Genomic DNA, 21,121 nt, shown 5'->3' on the forward strand with positions numbered 1-21,121 from the left:
GCGCGCGGCTTCACCATCGACGACGACCTCCGCCAGCGCATCACCAACTGCAAGGACCTCCAGCAACTCGACACCTGGGCCCGACGCGCAGCCACCGCCCAAACCCTCGACGAGATCTTCACCTGACTGACACCCCGCCCGCCAGGATGCACAGACAGCCTGGCGGGCGAATCGTCACCACCGCGAGACACCACCTTCCAAGCGCGGGAAGAACAGCAACGCAGCTCGCGCAGGATCTCCAAGCTTCGAGCTGGGCGTCGACCTATACACCCAATTCGCAGAGCCATGCCTCCAGGCACGCATGGCCTGCCTGGAGGAGATCATGCAAGCCGGCACCTACGAGTGGAAAAGCGACTTCGCCCTGAAACACATAGCCGAAGGCGAAGCCAAGGGCAGGATCGAGGGCGAAGCCAAAGGGGAGATCAAGGTGCTCCTCGTCGTCCTAGAAGCGCGCGGCTTCACCATCGACGACGACCTCCGCCAGCGCATCACCAACTGCAAGGACCTCCAGCAACTCGACACCTGGGCCCGACGCGCAGCCACCGCCCAAACCCTCGACGAGATCTTCACCTGACCTGACGCAGTTTGCGTGAGTCTGCGTGGGCCCTCTACGCGTCGCTGTAGCTGAGGCTGGGGGTGGTGTTGAAGGTTGCTTCGAACGCGATCTGGTCTCCGACGCCGATCAGTTGTGGATCGCAGTCGGCGTCCACCATCGCGACTTCCAGATCGTCGGCGCCGGTGATAGCGAATTCACCGGTGCTGTTGGTCAAGCTCGCGTTGGCTCTGGCGGGCACTCCGGCCGGGCCGGAGATGGAGACATCGCAACCGGAACTGTCGTGATAGGTGAGCTCGAAGCCGGCGAGAGACCCAGAGGCGACTCCGGTGGCGGGGTCGTAGGCCGTCACGGTGGCCTCCCATGGGAACGCCAAAGTGAGTTGCACGACCAAGCCCACGGGGCCGACGCACCCATCGGCGGGATCGCCGAACGAACCGCTGCTGACGACGAGGTTGGGCGGTTGGATCGACGGCACGTAGCCTTCGAACGTCCCGCCGTCGCACACCACGGCCGCGCCGGTGCTCAAGTCGACAAGGGTCGAGTTGGCTGTGAGGGTGACCGGGCCGACGGGGTGAACGCCGGCCTGGGGAACGGCCTCCGCCGTCGCGGGTGCGGCGAGGAGGGCCGCTGCCAGGGTCATGGTCATCAGGAGGGACGCGCTCTTGCGTCGCATGACAGGGCCTCTTTCTCGCTCGAGGGTGGCCGTGCCCGCGGGCGTGCCGCGGGCACGGGCTCGTGTGCGTCAGAGTTCGCTGTACGGCTTGAGGGCCATGTACTCGTTGAAGATGACGGTGTTCTTGCCGGCCGCCGAGGGGAAGCCGCCGACCTGGTTGACGAGCCAGTCGGCGATGCCGCCACCGAAGACGCAGCCCTTCGCGCCGGGCACCGAGAACGCGTTGTCGACGTGCTTGGCGGAGCGCACGGTGGGCGGCGGGTCGGTGCGGACGACCCTCGCCGGCTCGCCGGTGATCGGGGTGTTGGGGGCGGGCGGCGAGGTGGTGGCGGTGGTGAGTTCGAGCGTGATCGGGTTGCTGTCGCTGCCGACCCGGCAGTTGGAGCCGAGGAACGGGTTGACGAGCCGGATCTTCAGGCCGACCTTGATGTGGAAGTCCGCGCTCGTCGGCTGGTCGAAGACGCCGGCGAACTCGGGCTGCGCGTAGACCGCGGTCAGCAGCGGGTCGCCGAACAGGCCGGGCTGGACGAGCATCCGCTCCGCGCGCATCTTGCCGAACACCGCGGTGTACTTGAACGTCTCGGGGTTGTAGGCGTTCGCGAACGTCATGCGGATCGGCTTGTCGATCGTCTGGTCGAAGGCGCCGATCTGGAAGGTTCCGCTGGTGACGACCACGGAGACGCATCTGGAGAGGCGCGGGTCGGAGCCTTCGGGAAGCGGCGGGCAGTCGGAGAAGTCGAAGGTGTCCGGGATGGGGTCGGGGTTGGCGGCGGGGGCGGCCTGCGCCGCGGTCCCCGCGCCCACGGTCAGCGCCGCGCCGAGGGCGGCGGCGGAAAGCGCGAGCCGGGTCACGCGCTTGGCGGGACGGGCGAGCTTCACGGTCGGTCCTTTCTCACGAGGGACGCCGAGCGAACGATGCCGAGCGGCGGGCGGACTTCGAACTGCGAAGATCCGTGATTCTCAATGGGAGGATAAGACCGCTACATTGATGATTCAATACATGCAGAGGAGCCATTTGCGGCAAATCCTCGATTTTTGTAAGGAGATGCCAGAATGACCTTTTGCCGGGACGGAGATATTGTCATCGAAGGCGAATCCGCTTTTTGACGCCTTTTGGCGCGAAGTGTGCGGGGGCGGGTTAGGGGCTGGTCATCGTTTGAGGCGGGCTCACAGCCAGTTGCGCGGCGAGCACGATCCGGTCTCCGGTCGCGATGAACCCGCTCGAACAGGCGAAGTTGACGAATGTGACGCCCATGTTCCCGCCATCGAGACCGAGCACGCTGCCTTCGTTGGTGAAGTCGGCGTCGGCCGCTCCCAGATCGCCGGCGGGATCCGCGACGTCGGCCTGGCACCGGTTCGTGCCTACGATGTTGAGCTGGAATCCGAACAAGGTGCCCGTGGTCTTCCCGGTCCCGGCGTCATAGGACGAGGCGTACATCTCCAGCTGGACGCCGCTGGTCATCGTGACCGTGTAACCGACGCCATCGGGCCCTGCGCAGTTCTCGAACGTCGCTTCGTCGAATTCGACGAGCGGATCGAACTGGTCCCCCGCGCCGGATTCGGCGTGCCCGCTGAACGTCGCCTGACCGCAGTCGATGTTCCACCCGCGGCTGACGTTCTGGACCCGCACCGCACCCGTGGCGGTCACGGCCCCACCGGGAGACACCGTCCAGGCGTCCTCGGCCAGGGCCGACGGCGCGAAGACCGCCGGAACGGCGGCGAGAACGGTCGCCGTCGCGGCGATCCGTCGAAGAATCGGGAGCATAATGCGTCACCTTTCAGACGTCGCCCGGGTGCCGGGGCCGCGCTCCAGAGCCCGCCGCGAACCAGAGGTCCGCGGCGGGCCGGTCATGCCGCTCGGGGTGGTGCGAACGGCGGGACCGTCTCGAGGCACCCGGTCTCCGCATCAGGGTTGGGTGATCCGCTGCTTCGGGTCGAGTTCGAAGGTGACCCCCGAGCGGTCCACCCCTCTTCCCTTCGTGAAACCGGGAATGGCGCACGTTGTGCTGGGCGTGACAATGATCTGGGATGGCGGGACCGTCAGTTTTCCAGTCTGGCTGCTGTATGCCCCGCTTATGTTCGTCGGGACTTCCCGGGGCGGCGGATCCAGGGAGAAGTTCCACACGCTCCCCAGACGCAATGAGCAGTCGAGTTCGTCGGTCTTCACATGTGCGTCGAGCAGTATGCCGTCGAACCTGAGGTTCGCCAGGCCATCGGACGTCATCGACGTTCCTCTGATCCAGGATTCCCCGTCTTGCTTGAGATCGATCGGCACGGTCGTACCACCGGCCATGTGCAGCCGACATCCGCGATATACGTGCTCAACTCGCGCCAGGCCGAATATGCCACGCCAGTGCTGAGCGTCGAGGTGGAACTTGGCGATTGCCTGCGTGCAGCTCACAGACGAGTCTCCACCTGTCACCGAGAAATCGGAAGCAGTGGCCGTGATGTCACCGCCGGGCTCGATCGTCCAGGTGTCCGGATTCGGCCCGTGTCCGCCCTCGTCACAGTTCACGCCGTTTCTCGGATTGCACCACCGCCCGGCATCCAACCGGCCGTAGTTCGCACCACCCGAGATGCTGGCCGTGAGCAGTGGGCTGAGGTCCTCCCCGACGCCACATCCCGAAAATGCAGGAATGCTGAGATCCCGAAGTTGGAGCGTCTGTCCATCCGTGGCATTGACGAACCCCATGTTGGGATCTCCCATATAGGAGTACGCGTCGAACAGCGTCGTCTCGGATCTGCAGTCGTCGCCCAACCTGAGCGGGACTCCATTGACAGACGCGTCGCCGGCCCTGAGCTGGATGTAAGCCCTGGCGAAGAGCTCGGACTCTTCTCCGGCGTTGGGCGGACGGTTCACATTGAACAGGCCGGAAAGTCGGAGGTTTCCCGTCTTCGGCTCGCCTTCCAGCCCCTTCGGTGGCCGAACTTGGATGGCTTGGGAGGTGGCTCGCGTCGGCATGAAGCCAAAGGCAAGAACCGTTGCCGAAATTGGCTGTGCGTCGCTCAACACATAGCCGAACTGCTCAGTTCTGTTGGTGCCGCTCAAGGTGTTCGTGGGCCGATAGCTGTACACTCCTCGCCGCAACTGGGTCTCGACCGACACCGGTACGGCGTTTCCTAGTTTCTCCACATTGGCGAAGCCGGTCGCCGTGATGCAGAAGGGCAGGCCGTCAACATATCCCGACGTGGGAACCCGGACCATGCCCGATGGGATGGCCGGGTCATCCAAAATCTTCTTGAGACCCGGATCCGTCTCGTTGATCGCATAGTTCGGGTCCGTGCCCGGCGGCGGTATCTCCGGGCACGGCTCCCGCGGTTCCTCCGCGGCGGCCGAGCTGGGCGTGCTCCCCGGCACTCCGGGAGAAGCCGTGGTCCTGTGCCCCCGTACCTCGACTCGCCCCAGTTCCGCCGTCTTCTTGAGTGAACACGAGACCGAAGTGCGCTCGCCCCCGGCACCCGACAGTGACAGGGTCAGGTGTCCGGCCAGCCACCTGATGGGGACGCCCTTGGCGCGGGGCTCCACAGGAGGTGTGACGCCGTGCCCTGTCATCAGGACGATGCCATCTCGCTGCTCGCCCACCGCCAGCGCGAAGTCCGGCCATCCCGCTCTGCGTGAGCGTCCTCCTTGCTCGACGGTGACGTCCAGCCGCGCGAACCCCACGGCCTGGTCTTGGACGCCGACTGGTGGGACGTCCCCTGCCGGCGTCTCGGCGGGTTCCGCACCGGACGTCTCGCCCACCAGCTCCGCGGGCAGTTCGACGGTGACCTCGGTCGTCCCGAGTTGGACGGGCTGGCCGACCACGGCGGCGGGCGGCGCGAACGCGCCGATCCGCACGTTGATCTCGTGCGTCCCCGTCGACGTGGTGCACACGTAGCGCAGCGCGGCTCCGATGTCCGCCACGGCGGGCGGCATGCCGGCCTGCAGACCGGTCACCCCCATCACGACGACGGTCGTCGCGAGTGACAGCAATCTCCGAGTCGTCGGCTGCATCAGGTTCCTTTGCGCGGGCTGCGGGCCGTACCCGCGTCGCGGCGCGGGTACGGCCCTGAGTGAGATTTCGCCCCTACATCACGGGCTGGTGATGGTCTGGCCCGGGGTCACCGAGTACTCGCCGTCGAGCACGACCTGGTCGCCCACGCCGATCAGCTGGGGGTCGCAGTCGGCGTCGACGGTCGCGACCTCGAGGTTGCCGCCGGTCACACCGAGCGTGTTGGCGCCGTTGGTGTAGCTGCCCTCGATCGTTCCCGGCGCGCCGCCGGGCCCGGTGATGGTCGCGTCGCATTCGTCACTGCCGTGGATGCTGGCGACGACACCGGTGAGCGTCCCGCTGGTCACACCGGAGGCCGAGTCGTAGGACTCGGCGTTGAAGTTCCACGGCAGGTTCTCCGCGGTGACCTTGACGACGATGCCCACGGGTCCGGTGCACCAGTCGTTGGGGTTGCCGGGCGTTGAGAAGTTGACATCGGTCAGTGAGGCGATGCCGTCGCCGCTGAGGCCGGTGCCGCTCTTCGCCGTCCCGGTCGCGGTCGACACGTCGCAGACGACCGGCGAGCCCGTGGTGGTATCGATGGCGGTCAGCGGACGGGTGTTGGTGCCGCTGATGGTTCCGCCGGGGCTGACCGTCCAGGTGCCGGCCGCCGAGGCCGGGACGGAGATCAGCGCGATGGCGCTGGCCGCCACGGCCGTCACGGTCAGCGCGTTTCGGGTGTGCTTTCGCATGTCAGTTCTGTTTCCCTTCGCGGGGGGTGGCTGCTTTCGACCTAGTAGGGACACTGACTGCGTTTTCTTCAGAAGCGACTCCTTCGAGACAGGTGAGAGCAGGACCCCTGAAGCCGACCTTGCCCGACTCCATTACGAGACCACCCGGCCCTGCTGATCTATAACACGAACCTACGCGCCGGTAACACAACCATCAAGAGGCGGCGAGCACTTTTCTCCCGTCATTTTCAAGCTATTGTCACCGACTTAGCATCTGATCTTTTCGCATTGTCACTTGCAGCAATTCAGGTAAGCCGACTCTTTTCCTGCGCACGTCGAGTGCGGTCCTGTTGCGCGTTGCACATGGTGGGAGCGCAGCTCGGTCGATCGGCCGTCAGGGGCTCGTCACCAACTGCTTCGGAGCCACCTCATATTCACCACCCAGGGAGATCTCGTCGCCCAGAGCCACGAGTGTGGGATCGCAATCGGGGTCGACGCCGGTTGCGACGAGGTTCGTTCCGTAGTCGGTCTCCATCTCTTCGGGCGAAGCACCCACCCACACCTTCCCGGTTCCGTTGTCGTACCTCATCTTCACCCAGCCGGACTGACCATCTGCTCCCGAAAAGGTCACGTCGCACTCGTCCGAGCCATGCGCCTTGACCGTGACACCGACCGCCTTTCCGACGACTTCGCCACTTGCCGGGTCGTAGGACCCGGCGTTTATCTGCCAGGGGAGGCCCACCGGCCGGACGTCGAAGACAATGCCGACCGGGCCGGTGCACCAGTCGTTCGGGTTCCCGGGGGTCGAGAACGTCAGCTCGTCGATCGCCGCGACTCCGGCCGGTTGCAGTCCCGAGCCGCTCTTCGCCACTGCCTTGGCCGTCATCGAGTCACAGACGATGGCGCCTCCCGTGTTCATGTCAACGACGGTGAGCGGCTGGGTGCCGGTCGCGGTCACAGCCCCTCCGGGGAGTACGGTCCAGGTCGTGGCCGCAGCAGCCACCGTTGCGATGACCGCGGAGGCGGCGAGAGCGGCGGTCGTCAGAGTGCTCGTGCCGGCTTTGCGCATCGTTCACTCCTACTGTTCGGGGTGAAGGCGAATGTCAGGCGCCGAGGGTGTCGATGTCGGCGATCTTCCATTGTCCGTTCACCTGGACGGCGTTCACGGCGAAGACGGCGGCCGAGTAGCTGGTCTGGTTCTTGTCGGTTCGGGTGTTGCGCTGGTCGACGAAGACCAGCAGGCGGGCGCGGTCCGCGGTCAGGGACTTGACCGCCGAGTCCGTGACGGTGGTGGTCAGGACCTGTTTCTGCTGGGGCGCCTGTTCGTGGACCAACGCGAAGAGCTGGTTGTACTGCTGGACGGCTTTTCCGGTGAGGACGTCCTGGGCGGCCTTCTCGGTCTTCGCCACGTCGGCGTAGTTGTAGGAGAAGGCCGTGTTCACCGCCGTGGTGATCTGCCCCTTCACCTCGCTCGTCCGGCCGTTGTCGCTGAGCGCCTCATTCTTGGCGGACGCCGCGCCGGTCCGTTCGCCGGCCTGGCCGTGCAGCCATGCGGCGGCGACACCGAACGCGATGGCCAGGACGCCGAGAAATGTGACGAGGCGGTTGCGGCCGGATCCTGGAACCGCGCGCCCGAGCGTGCCGATCGCTGCCATGCGACTCTCCTCGTCAGGACGTTCCGGTCGGAGCCTGCCCGAGGGCCGACAGTTTCCAGCCCGCGGACGTTCTGGTGAGCTGACCGGTGAACCGGCGCAGATTGTTCACCGGCTTTCCGTCCGCTCCCGTGATCGAAATACTGACGGCGGCGATGACGGCGGCCTTTCCGGCGCGGAGGTCGAGTTCGGTGAGGGCCGATTCCTGGATTTTCGCCGTGCTGGTCGTCTTCGCCTTCTGGATATCGCTCTTGAGCCGCTCGCCACCCTGGACGATCTCGTCGTAGAGCTGGGCGGTCGACGAGTCGCGCCAGACCTTCAGCCCCGCGTCGACGTCGCGGTAGTCGAGGGTGTTGAGGTTGACGATCGCCTGGTCCGCCGCGGCGAGGACCTTGTCGCGCTCGGCCGCGTAGGCGAGGGAGCCGTCACCGGACGCGGTGCGGTACGAGTAGCCGAACCACGCGCACACGCCGGCGGCGATCACGGTCACCGCCAAGGCGACCCTGACCAGGGGATCCGCGAAGAGGCCGCGGGGCGGCTTCACGGCCTCCTTCTTCTCCCGCCGCGGCGGGTCGTCGGATGCCGAGTCCTGACGAGGCTCTTCCGCCGCCTCGGGTTCGTCGGCCCGGGGTTCCTGGTCTTCCGCCGCCGGGTCGGCGGTCCTGGTCTCGGTCACCTGAATTCCACCCCTTTCCTTCAGGCGGCCCGGAGGTCGCTGATGCGCCAGCCGTGGTCGTCGCGGGCCGTGACGATGAGCTGGGCCGCGACCGGCGGGCCGGTCGCCGTGCCGCCGCGGGTGGCCGTCTGGTCGAGCATGACCAGCAGGACCGCCGTCCCGTCACGGGTGAGCTTGATGAGCCCGGCCTTGGCGACCTTCGTGGTGAGGGCGAGCCTCATGGCCGGGGCGTTCTGCTTGACCAGGCCGAACAGCCGCCGGTACTCGCCGACGGCCCGCCCGGTGAGGACGCCGTTCGCGGCCCGTTCGGTCGCGGCCGGGTCCGTGTGGACGTAGGTGAAGATCCGCTCGACCTTCGCCGAGACCTCCGCGACGACCTTGGCGGTCCGGGCCTTGTCGACGAGCGCGCGGTTGGCGGCCGGTGACCGCTCGCTCCGCCTGCCGGCCCAGCCGTCGATCGCGAGGGCCGACAGGCAGATCGCCAGGGCGAGGGTCACCGGCCACCCCAGCCCGGCGGCCCGCTTCAGTGCTGAGCCGAGCGAGCGCCGGGCGGCCTTGTCCTTCCGCGGGTTCTTCCGCGGGGTCGGGCGGCGCCGCGCGGGCCGTTCCTCGGTGATGCTCACGGCCTGCTCCCCCCGGGCGCCAGCGGGTTCAGCGAGCTGATCTTCCACGTCCCGCCGACCCGCCGCATCGCGACCTCGTAGCGTTTGCGCTGCTCGGTGCCCTGGGCGGAGTCGCCGGACGGCTCGGTGAAGACCCGGACGGAGGCGATGACGGTCGCCTCGCCCGCGGACCGGTCGAGCCGGGTGACGGCGAGCGCGGTGACGCGCCCGTGCGAGCGGGCCGTCTGCTTGGCGAACCTCGCGCGGGCGGCGGGCATGTCGCGCTTCAGCGCGTCGGCGAACGGGCCGGTGGCGACGTCCAGCCAGTGCTGGAGGTCGAGTTCGGCCACCTTGGGGTCGATGCTGTTGATCAAAGCGAGGTCGCGGACGGCGGTCCGGCTCACCTCGTCGCGCGCGGCGGCCAGGTCGTGGTCGGCGCCGCGCCCGGACTGGAACAGCGACCAGAGCGACAGGCACAGGAAGACCGCGGCGGCGGCCGTGAGGACGTGGCCCGCCGGGCGCACCCATCGGATCAGCGACCCCGGCTTGCGCAGCGACGCCGCGCCGGTCATCGCGGACCTCCCAGGCCGAGGAGGGCGGCCAGGTCCCCGGACGGCGCCGGACGCGCCAGCCCGGTGAGGCCCAGCGAGTCGAGAAGGTCCGTCGTGCCCGTTCCGCTGAGGGTTCCGGGCTTGGCCGGTTCCGGGACGCCCTTGCGCGGCGCGTTTGCGGCGCCGCGGACGTTGATGCCGGTGCTCGGGCTCTCGGCGCAGTGGGCGCCGGTGTTGAACGCCGGCGCGGGCGACAGGTCGAGGCCGTTGCGGTAGCGGGTCCTGCCGTAGCCGCGGGTGCAGGGCTGCGGGTTGAAGAACGTGGTGACCAGGCCGAGCCGGAGCTTGCCGCCGGACACGATGCTGGACCCCACGGCCGCGACGTTCGGGAGGTTCGCCAGCAGTTCCTCGATGGCGGCCTGCCGCGGCTCGCCGACCCGCGCGGTGGTGAGGAGGTTCGCCAGCAGGACGCTCAGGCTCGGATCCAGGTCGTGCAGCAGGCCGGACAGCTCGTTCGCGGCTCCGGGCCCGGCCGCGATGAGCCTGCGCAGGTCGGTGTCGGAGTCGCGGAGTTGCCGCGCCAACAGGCTGGAGCTGGACGCGAACGACTTGAACGCGGCCGACATCTCGTTCTGCGTCCGCAGCACCGCCCGGCCGTTGTGGATCAGTGCGCGCGAGTCCGGGAACGCCGCGTCGGACGCCGACACGAACCGGGCGCTCGTGTCGAGGAGCTGCTGGAGGTGCGGGCCCTGCCCGGCGAACGCCAGGCCCAGCTCGTCGATGAGGATCTTTGTATCGGCGAGCGGCAGCGAGGCGGCGAGGTCGTTGACGCTCTTGAGCGTCTCGTTCACCGGCGCCGGGGTGACGGTGACGCTGCGCGGGATCGTGGAGCCCTGCGCCAGGTAGGGCCCGGAGTCGGCGGCCGGCCGCAGGTCGACGTACTGCTCGCCCACGGCGGACCGGTTCGCGACGACCGCCTGCAGGTTCTTGGGGATCTTCGGGGACGAGTCGTCGATCCGCAGTTCGGCGATGACGCCGTCCCGGCTGAGGTCGAGCCTGCCGACCTTGCCGACGGTCACGCCGCGGTAGGAGACGGCGGAGCCCTCGAAGAGGCCGCCGGTGGTCGCCAGGTCGAGCCGGACGGTGTAGTACCCGCGCATCCCGACGTAGCGGCCGAGGTCGGCGTAGGTGGTCCCGATGTAGCCGACCACCAAGATTGCGATGACGGCGAACACGACGATCTTGATGCGGGTGCCCACGGTGAGCATGTCAGTCCCCCTCCCCGAGGGTCGGGAGCGGCAGGGCGGGCCCATCACCGGGCCCACCGCCAGAGCCGCCGGAGCCGCCGGACGGTGATCGCGGCGCGACCGGCTGCGGCGTGGGCGTCGCCGGGTCCGGCGTGGCGGACGGCCCGGTCCCGCCGCCGTCCGCGGTGCCCGGGCACGGCACCGGCTGTGGGCCGACGGGCGGGGCGGCCAGGGCGCGCGCGTTCGCCAGGCTCTTCGGATTCAGCTCCTTCACCGGAGGGATGACGCAGTCGTTGCCCTCGGCGGCGACGACGGTCAGGTAGCCGTTGAGGTAGTCGCCCTTGACGGCCTTGAGCGCCTCGTCGGTGAACGGGTAGGTGAGCAGGACCTCAAGGGACTTGGGCAGGTCCCGGCCGGAATCGGCGAGCTTGCGCAGGATGACCGCCAGCGAGCGCAGGTTCGCGACCGTGTCGTCCTTGCTGGCGTTGATGGTCCTGACGGCGACGTCCGACAGCTTCTCCAGCCGGCGCAGCATCTCGACGAGCTTGCCACGCTGCTCGTCCAGGACCTTCAGGCCGGGCGAGAGGTCGTCGAGGACGGTCTCGACCTGCCCGTTGCGGGCCGCGACCGTGGACGACAGCCGGTTGAGCCCGTCGAGCGCGTCCACGATCGACCGCCGGTTGCGGTTCAGCGTGCCGGTGAGGCCGTTGAGGTTCCGCAGCGCGGAGCGGACCTTGTCCTCCCGCCCGCCGAGCGCCTGGTTCAGCTCCTTGTTGATCGTCCGGATCTGCGGGAGCCCGCCGCCCGACAGCAGCAGCGACAGCGCGCCGAACACCTCCTCGGTGTCGGCGTTGCGGGTCGTGCGGGACACCGGGATCGTGGCGCCGTCGGTCAGCGGCTGCGGGGACGGCGCCGTGGCGGGCGCGGCGAGCTTGATGTACTTCTCCCCCAACAGGCTCGACTGCTCCAGGTTCGCGGTCGCGTTCGCCGGCAGCCGCACGTCGCCGTTCACGACGAGCGTCACCTCGGCGTTCCACGCGTTCTTCGGCAGCGACACCTTCTTCACCCGCCCGACCGGGACGTCGTTGACCCGGACCGCGGCCTGCGGGACGAGGTTCAGCACGTCCTCGAACTGCACCTTCACCGTGTACGGGTGGTCGCCGAGGTCGGCGCCGCCGGGCAGCGGGATGTCCTCGATCCGGGTCGAGCAGCCCGCCGCGAGGACGGTGCCGGCGGTGAGGGCCGCGACGGCCGTGAGGAGCCTGGGCGTGCGCATCAGCGTCCTCCCTCTCCACCGGGACCGGCATAGGTCGTCCCCGCGGGCGGCAGCGGCAGCGCCGGGACGCCCGGCGTCCGCGACGGCGGGACCGCGACCAGCCCGCCCTTCTCCAGGCGCTCGCACTGCTCGCGCAGCGCCTTCGTCGCGGACGCCGCCGCCGCGCACACCGGCCGCTGGTCTGCGCCGGGCGGGTCGACGCCCGGCTGACTCGTGCTGCCGAACGCCTTGGTGACCTCCAGGAGGTTGCCGCGGGTCATCAGCGAGCGGGTCTTCGGGTCGTAGGCGTTGAGCGCGTTCTGGGTCAGCAGCGGCGCGGTGTCGAGGATCTCGGCGAGGGACGCCCGCTGGTCGACGAGGACCTGGGTGATCCCTGCGAGCTTCCCGACGTTCTTCTTCAGCGCCGCGCGGTTGTCGGACACGAATCCCTTCACCTCGGCGAGCGCCAGGGCGAGGCTCCGCAGCGCCGCGGCGAGCTCCTCCCGGTCGGCGGCGAGGAACCCGCTCACCTCGGCGAGCTGGTTCTCGGCCAGCCGGATCTGCCCGTCGTTCGCGCGGAGCATCTCGCTGAACTTGTTGAGGTTGGCGACGGTGGCGTACAGGTCGCCGCTGGTGTCGGCCAGGGTCTGGGACGCCTTGCCGAGGTCGGCGATCGTGGTGTTGAGCGCCCGGCCGTTGCCGCCGAGGTTGGCGGCGCCGACCCGGACGACGTCCGACAGCGCGCCCTGGGCGTTCAGCCCCTGCGGGCCGAGGTCGCCGGAGAACTTGCGCACCGCGTCGTAGAGCTGGTCGAGTTCGAGCGGCGTCGCGGTGTTGCCGACGTCGATGGACGCGCCGTCGGCCATCTTCGGGCCGCCGTCGTAGGCGGGGTCGAGCTGCACGTACCGGTCGGAGACGAGGTTCGGCGCGATGACGACGGCACGGGCGGTGGCGGGGACGTCCACCTCGTCGTCCAGCAGCATGTCGACCTTGACCCGGTTCCCGAGCGGTTCGACGGAGTCGATCGACCCGACCTTCACGCCGAGGACGCGGACGTCGGAGCCGGGGTAGACGCCGATGGCGGTGGCGAAGTACGCGGTGATCCGGTGCGTCGGCCCGCCGGTCAGCAGCGGGACCAGCGCGATCGCGACCAGGAGGACGAAGGTCGCGATGAGCGCCTGGAGCACCCGCGTGCGGTGGTCGCGGATCGGCGACCCGAGCCGGGGAAGCTTCACCGTGCGTGTCGTGGAGGACGCCATCTCACCGACCCCCCGTCAGACGCGGCGGCTTGCAGCCCGTGACGGGCGGTTTCCACGCGCCGTTCTCCAGGTACTCCTTCGGAACGGTGCCGCACAGGTAGCCGTCCACCCAGCGGCCGTTGCCGGTCGAGTTGGCGACGACGCGCATGTAGGGGGCGGCGGTCTCCAGCGCCCGGTCCAGGTTCTTCTGGTTGCGTTCGAGGACGGTCGTGACCCGGTCCAGGGAGGTGAGCGTCGGGCCCAGCGTGCGGCGGTTGTCCTCGACGAGGCCGACCAGCTCCCGCGCGAGGCGGTTCGTGCCGACGAGCAGCGCGTGGATCGCGTCGCGCCGCCGGCGCAGCTCGCCGAGCAGCAGGTTGCCGTCCTTGAAGAGGGTCTGGAACTGGGCGTTCTGCGCGGAGATCGTGCCGGACAGCTGCTTCGTCCCGGCGAGGAGGCGGGCCAGCTCGGCGTCCCGCGACGCGATGGTGGTCGACAGCGACGACAGGCCGTCCAGCGCGACGCGGACGCTCGGCGGGGTGTCCTCGAACGTCGTGGAGATCGTCTCCAGGCTCGCCGCGAGCTTGGCCGTGTCGAGCCGGTCGAACGTCCGGCCGAGGTCCTCGAACGCGGTCGTGACGTCGTAGGGGGCGACGGTCCGGTCGAGCGGGATGGTCTCGCGCGGGTCCTGCCTGCGGTAGCCGAGGGGGTCGAGCTGGAGGTACTTCGAGCCCAGCAGGGTCTTGATCATGATCATGGCGCGGGTGGCGTTCCCGACCCAGGTGTCCTTGACCCGGAACGTCACCTTGACCTTGTTCCCGTCGAGCTCGACGCCGGTGACCTTGCCGACCTTCACGCCGGCGACGCGGACCTCCTGGCCGTCCTTCAACCCCGCGGCCTCGGAGAAGTACGCGCTGTAGGTCGTCCCGCCGCCGATGACGGGCAGGTCGTCGGCGCGGAAGGCGAGCATCCCGAGCACCAGCAGCAGGGCGACGCCGACGGCCGCGACCCCGATCGGGTTGCGTTCGCGCAGCGGCTTCAACCGCGGCCGGCCCTTCTTCATGCGCGGCAGGGCACGGGGCACGGGGCGCGGCGGCGGTGCCGCCGGACCGCCCGGGGGGTTCGGGGGCGTCATCCGCGGCACCTCGCGTCCTTGATCGGGATGCCGGTCGGCGGCGGCTGGCCCGTGACGTCGGAACCGGCATAGGTCACGCCGATCAGCTGGACCTCACATTGGTAGAAGTTCATCCACGACCCGTAGGAGCCCAGCCGGCCGAACGTCGCGAGCTTCTTGGGCGTCCGCTGGAGGAACCGCTCCAGCAGCGGCTCGTCGCGGTTCAGGTTGTCGCTGAGCCGGCCGAGCTGGACGATGTCGTCCTTCAGCGGGTCCCGCGCGACCTGGAGAAGCCCGGCGGTGGCGCTGGTCAGGTCGGCGATCGACCCGAGCGCCTCGCCGATCGGCCGGCGGTCGGCGGCCAGGCCGGAGGTGAACCGGCGCAGCGTCGAGATCAGGTCGACGAGCTGCCGGTCGCGCCCGTTGATGGTCTGGACGATGCTGTCGAGGTTCGTGATGACCTGGCCGATGACCCGGTCCTTGGCGGCGAGCGTGCTCGTCAGCTGCCCGACCGTGCGCAGCAGGCTCTCGACGGTGCCGCTCTCCCCCTGGAGCACCTTGACGATCGACTCTGAGAGCCGGTTGGCGTCCCCCGGCGACAGCGCCTGCATCAGCGGCTGGAACCCCTGGAACAGCTGGGTGAGGTTGAGCGTCCCGGTGGTGCGCTCGACGGGGATCGTCCCGCCGCGCTTCAACACCTGGCCGGGCGAGCCGGTGCCCTGGCCGAGCGCGATGTACCGCCCGCCGACCAGGTTGAGGTACTTGACCGCGGCGGTCGCCGAGGCGGGGATCGTCCGGGCCCGGTCGACGGAGAACTTCACCCGGGCGAGCCGCCGGTCGCTGACCTCGATCTCCTCGACCTGGCCGACCTCGACGCCCGCGATCCGCACGCCGTGCCCGGGATGCAGGCCGGCGACGTCGGTGAACTTGGCGTAGTAGGTGACGCGGTCGCCGCTGGTGGCGCCGGTGATGCTGGACGCCAGCAGCAGCGTCGCCAGCACCGTCACCGCGATGAAGATCAGCGAGCTGACGAGGGGGAACCCCAGCCCCTTGATCCCCTGTCCGGCGAGCCTCACCTGACCGTCACCTCCGTGCCCCGGTAGATCGGCCCGACGAGAACGCTGGACCAGTCCGGCAGCTCCTCGGGGACCTCGTCGAGCGACGGCCCGGCGAGCTCGTTGACCAGGTCGTTCTCCGACGCCGAGTTCGCGGGCCCGAGGCCGCTGCCGGCCGCGCCGCCGCTGCCCGGGGCGCCGCCGGCGGGCAGCACCCGCACGCCGTTCCCGGACGCCAGGTACGGGACGCTCGGGCAGTGCGGCCCGTCGCCGCCGTCGTAGCGGGGCGCGTCCTTGCCCGGCACGTAGCGGCCCTTGTGCGGGATGGACACGACCACGCCGTGGACGCCGTGCCGGTCGGTGCCCTTGCCGAGGACCTTGTTCATCTTCGGGACGAACTCGGCGAACGTGCGGAACGTGCAGGGCGCGGCCGGGGCGTAGCGGCGCAGCAGGTCCAGGCTTCCGCGGCTCGCCGACGCCAGCTCGATGATGTTCCCGGAGTTGGCGCGCAGGAAGTCGTCGAGGTCGGCGGACGATGCCGAGACCGCGTCGTACAGGCTCGCGAGCGCGAGGCGCTGCTCGACGATCGTCCGGCTGGTGGCGGTGAAGTCGGTGAGCGCCTGGAGCAGGTCGGGGGCGGCGTCGGAGGCGTGCCGCGAGAACTCCGCCAGCTCGTCGAGGTTGCGGGCGAGCGCCGGCACCTCGGGGTTGAGCCTGGTCAGGAACGCGTCGAGCTGCTCGAAGTTGCGGCCGATCTGGTCGCCGCGCCCCTCCAGCGCCCGCGACATGGCGTTCAGCGTCGCCGACAGCTTGGCCGGCTGGACGGTGTTGAGCAGGTCCATCGTGTGGTTGAGCACCTCCGACAGCTCCACGGCGTTCCTGCTGCGGTCCTCGGAGATGACGGCGCCCTCCGCGATCGGCGGGGCCGTCGACCCGTCCGGCGGGACGAGCGACACGAAACGGGCGCCGAACACCGTCGTCGGCAGCAGCCGCGCCTGGACGTCCGACGGGACCCGCCCGGTCATCTCCGGCTTCAGCGCCAGTTCGAGCTTCGCGCCCGCCCCGTCCGCGGTGATGGAGCGGACCTCGCCGACGACGACGCCGCGGACCTTCACGTCCGCGAGCGGGTGCATCTCGTGGCCGGCCGTCCCGGTGCGCAGCGTCACCGTCGTCACCTCGGTGAACTGCTTGTTGTAGATCGCGATCGACAGCCAGATCAGCAGCGCGGGGACGAGCAGGAACGCCACGCCGGTGAGGCGCTGCCCGACGACGTGCCGGGTGGTACGTCTAGCCATGTCAGCCCGTCACCTTCACCGTCGTCGTCGCGCCCCAGATGGCGAGGCTGATGAAGAAGTCCGTCACGCTGATCAGCACGATCGCGGTGCGGACCGCGCGGCCGACGGCCACGCCCACGCCCGCGGGGCCGCCGACCGCGCGGTAGCCGTAGTAGCAGTGCGCCAGCACGACCATGACGCTGAAGATGAGCACCTTGACGAACGACAGCACCACGTCCTCGGGCGCGAGGAAGATGTTGAAGTAGTGGTCGTAGGTGCCTGCCGACTGCCCGTTGAACCAGAGCGTCACCTGTCTGGACGCGACGTAGGAGCTGAGCAGCCCGATCCCGTACAGCGGGACGATCGCCACGCTGCCCGCGATGATGCGGGTGGTCACCAGGTAGGGCACCGACTGGATGCCCATGCCCTCCAGGGCGTCGATCTCCTCGTTGATCCGCATCGCGCCGAGCTGGGCGGTGAAGCCCGCGCCGACCGTCGCCGACAGCGCCAGGCCGGACACCAGCGGCGCGATCTCCCGGGTGTTGAAGTAGGCCGACACGAAGCCGGTGAACGCGGCGGACCCGATCTGGTCGAGCGCGGCGTAGCCCTGCAGGCCGACGACCACGCCGGTGAACACCGTCATGCCGATCATCACGCCGACGGTGCCGCCGATGACCGCGAGCGCGCCGCTGCCGAAGGCGACCTCGCCGAGCAGCCGCAGCGACTCGCGCAGGTAGCGGCGCAGGGCGCGCGGCGTCCACAGCAGCGCCCGCACGTAGAAGCCGAGCTGGTCGCCGGGGTCGTCCAGCCAGGAGACGAGCTTGACCGGCCGGAACCGGCGCGCACCGGGGATCGCCACGTCACGCCCCCTTCGGGGGGACGACCTGGAGGTAGATCGCCGTCAGCACCAGGTTGACGAAGAAGAGCAGGAGGAACGTGATGACGACCGACTGGTTGACCGCGTCGCCGACGCCCTTCGGGCCCGGGCTCGGGTTCAGCCCGCGGTAGGCGGCCACCACCCCGGCGATGAACCCGAACAGCAGCGCCTTCAGCTCGCTGACGTACAGGTCGGGCAGCTGCGCGAGGGCGGAGAACGAGGCGAGGTAGGCGCCCGGCGTCCCGTCCTGCATCATCACGTTGAAGAAGTAGCCCCCGGCGACGCCGACGACGGAGACCAGGCCGTTCAGCAGCACCGCGACGGCCATGCAGGCCAGCACGCGCGGGACGACGAGGCGCTGGATGGGCGAGACGCCCATGACCTCCATCGCGTCCATCTCCTCGCGGATCGTCCGGGAGCCGAGGTCGGCGCAGATCGCCGACCCGGCCGCGCCGGAGATCAGCAGCGCCACGATCAGCGGGCTCGCCTGCTGCACCACCGCGAGGACGCTGGCGCCGCCGGTGAGCGACTGCGCGCCGAGCTGCTTGGCCAGCGACCCGACCTGGAGCGAGATGACCGCGCCGAACGGGATGGACACGAGCGCCGTCGGCAGGATCGCCACCGACGCGATGAACCAGAACTGCTGGATCAGCTCGCGGAGCTGGAACGGCCGGCGGAACGTCATCGCCAGCACCGTCCCGGCGAGCGCGAACAGCCGCCCGACCTGGCGCAGCGCGCCGGCGCCGGGGACGGCGGTGTCAGGTGCCGCCACGCGCGTCTCCTTCCTCGGGCCCGCGCGTGTCGCCGCGCGGTGCGGTCGGCTCGTCAGGCCGCGCCATTGCCGCCGCCTTCCGCCATGTGCCTGCGGTTGGCCCAGATCGCCTCCTGCGCCCGGCGGGAGAGCCGCGGCAGCAGCGCGTCGACGCGCTGCGCGTGCCGGAGCTCGGCCTGCCGCGGAGGCATCCCGGCGGTGGGCCGCAGCTGCGGCGGGATCTCGATGGTGCGGCGGCCGCGCGCCGGGCCGGCGGACCCGCCGGCCTCGGCCGCCGCGGCGGCCTCGGCGGCGAGCAGCGCGGCGTCCTTCTCCTCCGACATCCCGATCGGCCCGCGGGTGTCGCCGTGCAGGAACTGCGTGACGGCCGGCTCGTCGCTGGTGAGCAGCGCCTCGCGGGGACCGAACGCGATGAGGTCGCGGCGGTACAGCATCCCGATGTTGTCCGGGACGGTCGCCGCGATGTCGATGTTGTGCGTGACGATCAGCATCGTCGCGTCGATCCGCGCGTTGACGTCGATCAGCAGCTGGGAGATGTGCGCGGTGCGGACGGGGTCCAGGCCGGAGTCGGGCTCGTCGCACAGGATGATCTCCGGGTCGAGGACGAGGGCGCGGGCGAGGCCGGCGCGCTTGCGCATGCCGCCGGAGATCTGGCCGGGCAGCTTGCGCTCCTCGCCGCCGAGGCCGACCATCTCCATGCGCTCCATCACGATCCGCCGGATCTCGGACTCCTTCTTGCGGGTGTGCTCGCGGAGCGGGAACGCGATGTTGTCGTAGAGGGGCATGGAGCCGAACAGGGCGCCGTCCTGGAACATCAGGCCGAACCGCTTGCGGGCCTCGAAGACCGTGCGGTCGGGGTCGTTGACCATGTCGACGCCGTCGATCAGCACCCGGCCCTCCTCGGGCTTGAGCAGCCCGACCAGCGACTTGAGGAAGACCGTCTTGCCCGTGCCCGAGGGCCCGAGCAGCACGCTGACCTCACCGGCGGGCAACGTCAGGGTGACGCCGCGCCAGATCGTCTGCGTGCCGAAGGCTTTGGTCAGGCCCTCGACGACGACTTCAATTCCCAACGAACACCGCCACTCGCTATAAGGCTGCTCCGTCCGGCGGAACGTTACGACCGAGTAGCTCTCGCATTCAATAGGGCCGCACAGAGTTCCGGACGCAATTCGATAAATGGCTGCCGTTTTTTGTCACCGGCTTAGTCTCCACCCGGTCCGGATTCACCGCCCGGTGACTACCGCCCGGTAACATGATGGCGCGAAGGTCCCTGCCGCACGGAGCTGCCGGCCCCTGGTTGTCACCGGACCAGCAACCGAACGCCGTTCTTGTCACTTCGCGCGCAAAACCGCACCGAACCGGACCCGATCACGCCGCAGACCCTTGCCACCGGCGACGGGCGACTTTATGTTCGCGGTGTTTCCGATCTCGCCCCAGGTGTCGCCCTTCCGTTCGGCACACGCCACCCGGCACCGCCGTCCGGCCGGGACGGAAGGCGCGGCGCCGGACGCCCGGCCGGTCCCGATGCGGAGGTTTCTCTTTCCCATGTCGCAGGCATTGGAATTGTCCGAACACGAACGGAGTCAGATCACCTCCGCCGATTTCCTGGGCCTGCTGCGGGCGGAGCTGGCCGATGTCGCGCAGGAGATCGTCACCGAGATCAAGCGGGCGATCCCGGAGTACGACCGGCCGGAGCGCTCCGCCTACGACCAGATCCTCCGGCACGGCATCGACCTGCTGCTGGCCTCCTTCGTCGACATGGACGCCGACCCCGCCGCCGGCACCGCCCAGCGCGACGAGACCTGCCGCGCCTTCGGGCACTTCGAGGCCGTCGAGGGGCGCACCCTCGACCACCTCCAGGCCGCGACCCGGATCGCCTTCCACGTCGCCTGGCGCCGCACGGTCATCGTCGCCGAACGCGAGCAGGTCCCCACCTCGGTCGTGGCGACCACCGTCGACGCCATGCTCGTCTACCTGGACGACGCCGTCGCGCAGGCCCGCCTCGGCCACCAGCAGGCCACCTGCCACGCGGACGTGCGCCGCCGCGAGGAGCGGCGCCGGCTGCTGCACCTCATCCTGCAGCGTCCCGCCGTCGTCCCCGAGGCCATCGAGGACCTCGCCAGGTCCACCGGCTGGTGGCCGCTCCCCGCGGAGGCCACCCTCGTCGCCATCCACCCCGAGGCGCCCTGCACCCGCTCCGCGCTCGACGCCGACGTCCTCATCGACTTCGACTCGGCCGAACCGTGCCTGCTCGTCCCCGGACCGCTCACCGCGGAACGCCGGGCCATGCTGCACGCCGCCCTGGCCGACGCGAGCTGCGTCCTCGGCCTCACCCTGCCGCTGGAACGCGCTACCCACTCGCTGCGCTGGGCCCGCCGCGTCCTCGCCCTCGCCGAGGAGGGCGTCATCCCGGACGCCTCCCTCATCCCGTGCCAGAACCACCTGATGACCATGTGGCTGCTGTCCGACCCGCCGCTGATCGAGGAGCTCACCCGCCGGCACCTGGAACCGCTGCGGGACGTGTCCGACGGGCAGCGCAAGCGCCTCGTCGAGACGCTCGCCGAGTCGGTCACCACCCGGGCCACCGCCGTCGACATCGGCGAGCGGCTCAAGATCCACCCGCAGACCGTCCGGTACCGGCTCCGCCAGCTGGAGAACTACCTCGGCGACAGCCTCGAGGACGCCGACGCCCGCTTCTCCCTCGACGCCACTCTCCGCGCCGCGAGCCTGTACCGGCGCCGGAGGCCAGGGCGCCGGAGCGTCCCCGGCGGCCGGTGACCGGAGGCCCGACATGGGGCGCCGGTGACGCTTCGGGTCACACGGGACGCCACGGACCGTTATCCTGACCTTCTGGTTACCGGCTCATGACGGGAAGTC

The 21,121-nt window shown here is 69.7% G+C and carries 21 protein-coding genes; 2 read left to right on the top strand and 19 right to left on the bottom strand.

All coding sequences use genetic code 11. The features are described 5' to 3' along the window. Positions 1-322: 322 nt before the first annotated feature. Complete coding sequence (locus ABGB11_RS36200; protein ID WP_347640004.1) at positions 323-574, top strand: hypothetical protein; 252 nt, start codon at positions 323-325, stop codon at positions 572-574. A gap of 34 nt (positions 575-608) precedes the next feature. Here ABGB11_RS36200 and ABGB11_RS36205 read toward each other — a convergent pair whose 3' ends face one another. From ABGB11_RS36205 to ABGB11_RS36295, 19 genes are all read right to left on the bottom strand, one after another. Further along, positions 609-1,229 carry a hypothetical protein gene (locus ABGB11_RS36205; protein ID WP_347640005.1) on the bottom strand — a complete coding sequence of 207 codons (621 nt, stop codon included), beginning with the start codon at positions 1,227-1,229 and terminating at the stop codon, positions 609-611. A gap of 69 nt (positions 1,230-1,298) precedes the next feature. Then, the gene (locus ABGB11_RS36210; RefSeq protein WP_347640006.1) at positions 1,299-2,108 is read right to left on the bottom strand and encodes a hypothetical protein; all 810 of its coding nucleotides are present in this window, start codon (positions 2,106-2,108) and stop codon (positions 1,299-1,301) included. Positions 2,109-2,367: 259 nt separating this feature from the next. After that, positions 2,368-2,877 carry a hypothetical protein gene (locus tag ABGB11_RS36215; RefSeq protein ID WP_347640007.1) on the bottom strand — a complete coding sequence of 170 codons (510 nt, stop codon included), beginning with the start codon at positions 2,875-2,877 and terminating at the stop codon, positions 2,368-2,370. A gap of 258 nt (positions 2,878-3,135) precedes the next feature. After that, the gene (locus ABGB11_RS36220; RefSeq protein ID WP_347640008.1) at positions 3,136-5,223 is read right to left on the bottom strand and encodes a hypothetical protein; all 2,088 of its coding nucleotides are present in this window, start codon (positions 5,221-5,223) and stop codon (positions 3,136-3,138) included. 78 nt (positions 5,224-5,301) lie between these two features. Continuing rightward, positions 5,302-5,952, bottom strand: coding sequence for a hypothetical protein (locus ABGB11_RS36225; RefSeq protein WP_347640009.1), 651 nt, complete (start codon positions 5,950-5,952; stop codon positions 5,302-5,304). 373 nt (positions 5,953-6,325) lie between these two features. Then, positions 6,326-7,000, bottom strand: a complete 675-nt coding sequence (locus tag ABGB11_RS36230; RefSeq protein ID WP_347640010.1) for a hypothetical protein — start codon at positions 6,998-7,000, stop codon at positions 6,326-6,328. Positions 7,001-7,034: 34 nt separating this feature from the next. After that, the gene (locus ABGB11_RS36235; RefSeq protein WP_347640011.1) at positions 7,035-7,586 is read right to left on the bottom strand and encodes a hypothetical protein; all 552 of its coding nucleotides are present in this window, start codon (positions 7,584-7,586) and stop codon (positions 7,035-7,037) included. 13 nt (positions 7,587-7,599) lie between these two features. Continuing rightward, positions 7,600-8,259 (bottom strand): hypothetical protein, encoded by a 660-nt coding sequence (locus ABGB11_RS36240; RefSeq protein ID WP_347640012.1) that lies wholly within the window; start codon positions 8,257-8,259, stop codon positions 7,600-7,602. Positions 8,260-8,279: 20 nt separating this feature from the next. Next, a complete protein-coding gene (locus ABGB11_RS36245; RefSeq protein ID WP_347640013.1) occupies positions 8,280-8,882 on the bottom strand; it encodes a hypothetical protein in 603 nt (200 codons plus the stop codon). Beyond that, a complete protein-coding gene (locus tag ABGB11_RS36250) occupies positions 8,879-9,433 on the bottom strand; it encodes a hypothetical protein (protein ID WP_347640014.1) in 555 nt (184 codons plus the stop codon). The genes ABGB11_RS36245 and ABGB11_RS36250 overlap by 4 nt, the downstream gene beginning before the upstream one ends. Next, positions 9,430-10,680 carry an MlaD family protein gene (locus ABGB11_RS36255; protein WP_347640015.1) on the bottom strand — a complete coding sequence of 417 codons (1,251 nt, stop codon included), beginning with the start codon at positions 10,678-10,680 and terminating at the stop codon, positions 9,430-9,432. Before ABGB11_RS36255 ends, ABGB11_RS36250 begins: the two co-directional genes overlap by 4 nt. Before the next feature lies 1 nt (position 10,681). Further along, the gene (locus ABGB11_RS36260) at positions 10,682-11,935 is read right to left on the bottom strand and encodes an MCE family protein (protein ID WP_347640016.1); all 1,254 of its coding nucleotides are present in this window, start codon (positions 11,933-11,935) and stop codon (positions 10,682-10,684) included. Further along, positions 11,935-13,149 (bottom strand): MCE family protein, encoded by a 1,215-nt coding sequence (locus ABGB11_RS36265; RefSeq protein WP_347640017.1) that lies wholly within the window; start codon positions 13,147-13,149, stop codon positions 11,935-11,937. The genes ABGB11_RS36260 and ABGB11_RS36265 overlap by 1 nt, the downstream gene beginning before the upstream one ends. Positions 13,150-13,174: 25 nt before the next feature. Next, positions 13,175-14,287, bottom strand: a complete 1,113-nt coding sequence (locus tag ABGB11_RS36270) for an MCE family protein (protein ID WP_347640018.1) — start codon at positions 14,285-14,287, stop codon at positions 13,175-13,177. Next, positions 14,284-15,342, bottom strand: coding sequence for an MCE family protein (locus ABGB11_RS36275; protein ID WP_347640019.1), 1,059 nt, complete (start codon positions 15,340-15,342; stop codon positions 14,284-14,286). Before ABGB11_RS36275 ends, ABGB11_RS36270 begins: the two co-directional genes overlap by 4 nt. Further along, positions 15,339-16,616: an MCE family protein gene (locus ABGB11_RS36280; protein WP_347640020.1), complete on the bottom strand. Its 1,278-nt coding sequence runs from the start codon at positions 16,614-16,616 to the stop codon at positions 15,339-15,341. The genes ABGB11_RS36275 and ABGB11_RS36280 overlap by 4 nt, the downstream gene beginning before the upstream one ends. Position 16,617: 1 nt before the next feature. Further along, the gene (locus ABGB11_RS36285) at positions 16,618-17,454 is read right to left on the bottom strand and encodes an ABC transporter permease (protein WP_021596426.1); all 837 of its coding nucleotides are present in this window, start codon (positions 17,452-17,454) and stop codon (positions 16,618-16,620) included. A 1-nt stretch (position 17,455) separates the two neighbouring features. Further along, positions 17,456-18,157, bottom strand: a complete 702-nt coding sequence (locus ABGB11_RS36290) for an ABC transporter permease (protein ID WP_152564000.1) — start codon at positions 18,155-18,157, stop codon at positions 17,456-17,458. Between the two features lie 140 nt (positions 18,158-18,297). Beyond that, positions 18,298-19,314: an ATP-binding cassette domain-containing protein gene (locus tag ABGB11_RS36295; RefSeq protein WP_347640021.1), complete on the bottom strand. Its 1,017-nt coding sequence runs from the start codon at positions 19,312-19,314 to the stop codon at positions 18,298-18,300. Between the two features lie 475 nt (positions 19,315-19,789). On the opposite strand from ABGB11_RS36295, the gene ABGB11_RS36300 reads away from it, so the two are divergent. Continuing rightward, complete coding sequence (locus ABGB11_RS36300; protein ID WP_347640022.1) at positions 19,790-21,022, top strand: helix-turn-helix domain-containing protein; 1,233 nt, start codon at positions 19,790-19,792, stop codon at positions 21,020-21,022. Positions 21,023-21,121: the final 99 nt, after the last annotated feature.

The sequence above is a fragment of the Actinomadura sp. B10D3 genome (assembly GCF_039871695.1).
GTDB lineage: Bacteria > Actinomycetota > Actinomycetes > Streptosporangiales > Streptosporangiaceae > Spirillospora > Spirillospora madurae.